The 5,407-nt window shown below is 49.9% G+C and carries 6 protein-coding genes; 1 reads left to right on the top strand and 5 read right to left on the bottom strand.

Features of this window, described 5'->3' with window-relative positions:
- Positions 1-2,515 (bottom strand): chromosome segregation protein SMC (smc, locus tag F8N00_RS15980; RefSeq protein ID WP_421018561.1); only part of this gene is annotated, 2,515 nt, incomplete at its 3' end.
- A 126-nt stretch (positions 2,516-2,641) separates the two neighbouring features.
- On the opposite strand from smc, the gene F8N00_RS15975 reads away from it, so the two are divergent.
- Entirely contained in the window at positions 2,642-2,842 is a 201-nt protein-coding gene (locus F8N00_RS15975; protein WP_023468746.1) for a DUF1128 family protein, read from the top strand.
- Positions 2,843-2,912: 70 nt separating this feature from the next.
- Here F8N00_RS15975 and rnc read toward each other — a convergent pair whose 3' ends face one another.
- From rnc to F8N00_RS15955, 4 genes are all read right to left on the bottom strand, one after another.
- Entirely contained in the window at positions 2,913-3,683 is a 771-nt protein-coding gene (rnc, locus tag F8N00_RS15970) for a ribonuclease III (RefSeq protein WP_023468747.1), read from the bottom strand.
- A gap of 56 nt (positions 3,684-3,739) precedes the next feature.
- Positions 3,740-3,979: an acyl carrier protein gene (gene acpP / locus F8N00_RS15965; RefSeq protein ID WP_029342095.1), complete on the bottom strand. Its 240-nt coding sequence runs from the start codon at positions 3,977-3,979 to the stop codon at positions 3,740-3,742.
- 70 nt (positions 3,980-4,049) lie between these two features.
- Complete coding sequence (fabG, locus tag F8N00_RS15960; RefSeq protein ID WP_035396763.1) at positions 4,050-4,781, bottom strand: 3-oxoacyl-[acyl-carrier-protein] reductase; 732 nt, start codon at positions 4,779-4,781, stop codon at positions 4,050-4,052.
- Positions 4,778-5,407, bottom strand: a 630-nt coding sequence (locus tag F8N00_RS15955) for an ACP S-malonyltransferase (protein WP_421018560.1), incomplete at its 5' end; no start/stop codon positions are given. The genes F8N00_RS15955 and fabG, both read right to left, overlap by 4 nt.

The raw sequence follows: 5,407 nt of genomic DNA, 5'->3' as shown, positions 1-5,407 counted from the left end.
CCTGTTCCGTCAGGCGTTCGATCTCTTGCGAAAGTTGCGCTTGTTTCATTTGAATCGTCCGCTCTTCGAGAACTGCTTCTGCTTGTTCCTTCTTCAGTTCGTCCATTGTGACGGCACCACGGGCTTGCGCATCCTTGAGACGATCTAAGGCTTGTCTGAGCTCTGTTTGACGCTCCGTCCATTTTGCGATCTCGACTTCCGACGTCTCGATGATCCGACGTGCTTCCTGTTCTTGTTCGAGTACACGTGCCATCTGTCGATCTTCAACCGACAATTCAGACGTCATGACAGCGAGATGACGGTTCGCATCTGCTAACGTATCGCGCGATTGTTCGAGTTGCCCTTGTAATGCTTGAATCGTTTCTGTCCGTGTCCGAGCCGTAGCATCAAGAGTCTGGATCGCCGCTCTCAGATCTTCCAAGCGGCGCATCTGCTCCCGAATGACCGCTTGCCCACGCGTCAGTCCCTCTTTTAACTCGTCAAGTTCGCGCGATTGACTGAACAATGGTGTACCTTTTTTCCGGCTTCCACCGGTCATCGTACCGCCGACGTTGACGACATCTCCTTCGAGCGTGACGAGACGATAGCGATGTCCTGTCGAACGGGCGATTTGGTTCGCCTGTTCAAGTGACTCGACGACGAGTGTCGTACCGAGCAAGTTCATCTTTAATTTCGTCAACGTCTCGTCTGTCGTCACGAGATCACTTGCGATCCCGACGAACCCAGACATTCCACCGACTTGTTCTCGTACTGAACGATTGACTTCGCGTGCTTGGAGTGAGGCGAGCGGCATGAACGTCGCTCGACCGGCATTTAATCGCCGAAGCTCCTGGATCAGACGACGTCCTGTCGCATCGGTATCAACGACGATGTTTTGCATCGACCCACCAAGCGCTGTCTCGATTGCCGCTTCAAACCGCGCCGGAACCGAAATCAACTCCGCGACCGCTCCGTGGATACCTGGGTGCTGATCTCGTTGTTTTAAAATCGTCTTCACGGCACCAAAATAACCGCTATAGTCGGCTTTGACGGATTCAAGGAATTCAATCCGGTCTTCCGTCTTATGCCGACGTCGCTCTAAATCCGCAACGGACTGTTCGACTTGTCGTAACGCATGTTGTTGTTCATTTCGTGCTGCAAGTGCCGTCGTCTCTTCTTCCGTTGCTTGGTCCAACTTCGTCCGGATCGAAGCGACATCCGCCTCTAGTCGAGCGACGTCTTCCTCGAGTTGACGACGCGTCGATTGTTTCGTACCACTGTCCGCCGTAAATGAACGTTGTTGTTCTTCAGCCTGCATGAGATCTTGCTTCGCTCGATTATAGGCATTATTCGTCGCAGCTAATCGACTCGCCACTTCAAAGGCTTCCGAACGTAATACTTCGGCTTCCTTATCGAAATCACGATCAGTTTGTGTCAGTGCTTGATCGGCTCTTTCCCGTTCAGCCGTGATCCGTTTTGCTTCCTGATCGACTTCTGCTTGGCGTTCCTGTAAAGCGGTCAGTTCGAGTTCCAGTTCCTTGACGCGTTCTTCGACGACGGCAACCTCTTGTTCGAGTCGCTCTTTCGTCTCGGTCCCGTGTTTTTCACGCTCTTTCGCTAGGTTAAGGGCACCTTGGATCTCAACAAGTCGCGTCGAGACATGTCGAAGTTGCTCCTGCAACGTGTTTTCTTGTTGTCGTTCTTCTTCGAGCGTCGATTCTTGATTCTCTCGGGACAAGACGGTCTCTTCGTAAGTCGTCTTTTGAGACGCAAGGCGTTCTTCACATTGTGCGATGTCACGCGCTAGTGTTTCGAGCTCCGTCTGATACGTCGTGATTTCATGCGCCAAGATACCACGCTCGAGGACATCATGCCGTTCTCGAGCGACGAGATACTCTTTCGCGAGCGCCGCTTGTTCACGTAACGGCTCGATTCGTCCGCCAAGTTCATATAAAATATCATCGACACGCGATAGATTCGCTTCCGTATCACTTAATTTCCGCTCGGCTTGCTTCTTGCGATGACGATACTTCAAGACGCCTGCTGCTTCCTCGATGACAGCACGGCGTTCTTCCGGTTTACCGGAGATGACTTGTTCAACTCGCCCTTGTCCGATGATTGCAAAAGCATCACGCGACAAGCCTGTGTCCATGAACAGATCAAGGACATCCTTCAGGCGACATGGTTTTTTATTTAAAAAATAATCACTGTCTCCGTTGCGGCTGACACGCCGCGTGACACTGATTTCCTGATACGGCAACGCAACCGTTCCCGACTCGTTGTCTAAGACGAGCGTCACCTCGGCAAATTGTTTCCGGTGTTCAGACAGACTGCCGGCAAAAATGACGTCTTCCATCTTCGCCCCGCGCAGTGACTTCGCAGATTGTTCTCCGAGCACCCAACGGACAGCGTCCGATATATTTGATTTCCCACTTCCGTTCGGTCCGACGACTGCCGTGACACCCGGAAGGAATTCTAATTCAGTTCGACTGGCAAATGATTTGAAGCCATTGATTTCAATTCGTTTTAAGTACATCTTGATCACCCGTATGTTTAAATTTCTTTTGAATTTCTTTCAGTTTACCATAGCCGAAACGCTAGCAACATGATAGGTTTTAAGGTAGTATCACGCGAAACAAGAAGAAGAGGAGCGAATAACACGATGACGATTGAACAAATGATTGAAGCGATCTTAGATAAATTGAACATCATCAACAAAGGGGTCATTAAAGCAGAACAGTTCGATGGCTCAAAAAACGAGGACTTAAAAGAGATTTATGAGTTCGTCATGATGCGCGACTCGTTATCACTTGCAGAGGTCGATGCGATCGTCGACGAACTGAAATCCCTCAAAACTGTCTAATCAAGCGAACTTCACACGATAAAGGCCGATCATCTCTCACGCATTCGAGAGATGGTCGGCCTTTTGTTACTTAAAACTGTTTCTTTAATTCAAGTAAGGCTTGTTTTGCCGCCTGTTGCTCTGCCTCTTTTTTCGATCGGCCTGTCCCGATCCCTTCCAGCTCATCCGCGACTTGGACACGCGAGATGAATTCCCGACTATGCGCCGGACCGCGCTCCTCGATGATTTCATACTCGATGACACCTAAGCCGACACGTTGAATCGCTTCCTGCAATTGACTCTTGAAATCTGTCTGTTCTTCAAAAAAGCCTGTCGCCACTTTCGGAAAAACCGCTTCGGCGAGGAATCGTTCGGCTGCTTCGATGCCTTGGTCAAGATACAAGGCGCCAATGAAGGATTCGAAGACATCCGCAAGTAAGGCTGGACGATTCCGACCACCGGTCAGTTCTTCCCCCTTACCTAACAGAATCATATCGGAAAACTGATAGTGATTCGCAAATTGGACGAGTGACGGTTCACAGACGATTGCCGCTCGCAATTTCGTTAATTCCCCCTCGGAACGTTCCGGGTAGTGTTCGAATAGATAGCGTGACACCGTCAACTCTAAGACAGCGTCCCCTAAAAATTCTAGGCGTTCGTTATCCCCTTCAGACTCGCGTTGTTCATTGACGAACGAAGAGTGCGTGAAGGCTTGTTTTAATAGCTCGACATTAGAAAACGTAATATTCAGGCGCTCTTGTAACGCTTCGAATTTCTGCTCGATTTGAGCGAGCGTCCGAGCATCCTTGCGTCGTTTTACATAGGGTCCTTTTCGGACACGACGTCCTTTTTGATTCGTCATAGTTCCTCCTAAACAGCTAAAGCCCACCGCAAATTGCGGTGGGTCAGCTTCAATGATCAGACTTGTGTTTCGATGTAGTTGACGACATCGCCGACAGTCTTCAAGTTTTCTGCTTGCTCATCTTCGATCGTGATTTCGAACTTGTCTTCTAAGTCCATGACGAGTTCCATGACTTCGAGAGAGTCAGCACCGAGGTCGTCTTTGAACGATTTATCAAGTGTGATTTCACTTTGTTCTTTTCCTAATTTTTCTGCGATTGCTTCTTGTACGTCTACTAAGATTTGTTCTTTTGTCATTTTAAAATCCCTCCATGAGTTGAGTATATAAGATGATTGCCGATTTGGCAAAGTACTACCGTTAGTTGTGTTACATCGTCATGCCGCCATCGACGGCAAGAGTTTGTCCTGTGATGTATCGCGCTTCATCTGAAGCGATGAAACTGACGAGTGAAGCGATATCGTCCGTTTGACCGAAGCGTTTCAACGGAATTTGCCCGAGTGACAGGTTCCGCTGTTCTTCCGTCAATTCATCCGTCATGTCCGTCTCGATGAAGCCTGGACAGATGGCATTGACTGTGACACCTTTACTCGCGAGTTCACGTGCGACGGATTTCGTCAGCCCGATCAGACCCGCTTTCGCTGCGACATAGTTCGCTTGCCCTGGATTTCCGGAAATACCGACGACTGATGCGATGTTGATGATACGACCGCTTGTTTTTAACAATGGACGTGTCGCAGCTTGCGTGACGAGAAACGCCCCTTTCAGATTCGTATCGATGACAGCATCGAAATCCGCTTCCTTCATGCGCATCAGCAAACCATCACGCGTGATGCCGGCATTATTGACGACACAATCCAGTTGACCGAACGTGTCGATCGTCTGTTTGATCATCTGTTTGACAGCATCTGCTTCAGCGACATTCGCTTGAATCGCGAGTGCCTCTCCGCCTGCTTCCTTGATTTCACGGACGACTGCTTCCGCCTTGTCCGTGCTTCCTGCATAGTTGACGACGACACGGAAACCATCTGTTGCCAATCGCTTCGCGATGGCAGCTCCGATGCCGCGTGACGCGCCAGTGACGAGTGCTACTTTACTCAACGAATTCCCTCCGCTTCCAATTGCTCAAGTGTCGTGATGCTGATGATCTTCGCATCTTTTTTGATTCGTTTCACGAGACCGCTAAGCGGAGACGATGGACCAAACTCGATGAATGTATCCGCACCTTCTTCGATCAGACGCTCAACGCATGATTCGAATCGAACCGGTGAGTAGAGCTGCTGAACGAGCAAACGAATCAATTCGTCTGGTTGATCGTGGAACGCACTGTCGACGTTCGAGATGAATTTCGTCTTCGCCGCTTCAAACGGTGACGAGACGAGAATATCTTCGAATCGTGGTGCGAATGGTGTCATGAGCGACGAATGGAACGCACCTGATACATCAAGCGGTAAGACACGTTTTGCTCCGAGCTCTTTTAACTTCGCTGTAGCGGATTCGACCGCTGCGATTTGTCCAGAGATGACGAATTGCCCAGGACAGTTGTAATTGGCGATCTGTACGATCTCTCCCGTTGCCGCAATCGATTCGACCGCGTGATGGGCTGCCTCGACATCATTCATGCCGATGACCGCCGCCATCGTTCCACCCGTGACTTGATTCATGAGTTTTCCGCGTTCTCGGACGAGATAGACGGCTTCAGACGGTGTGATGACAGAAGCTGCGAC

The organism is Exiguobacterium sp. A1_3_1, assembly GCF_048985645.1.
In the GTDB taxonomy this organism is placed as follows: domain Bacteria; phylum Bacillota; class Bacilli; order Exiguobacteriales; family Exiguobacteriaceae; genus Exiguobacterium_A; species Exiguobacterium_A indicum.
Note: the sequence above shows the minus strand (reverse complement) of the source record. Positions and strands in the feature narration are given on the sequence as shown.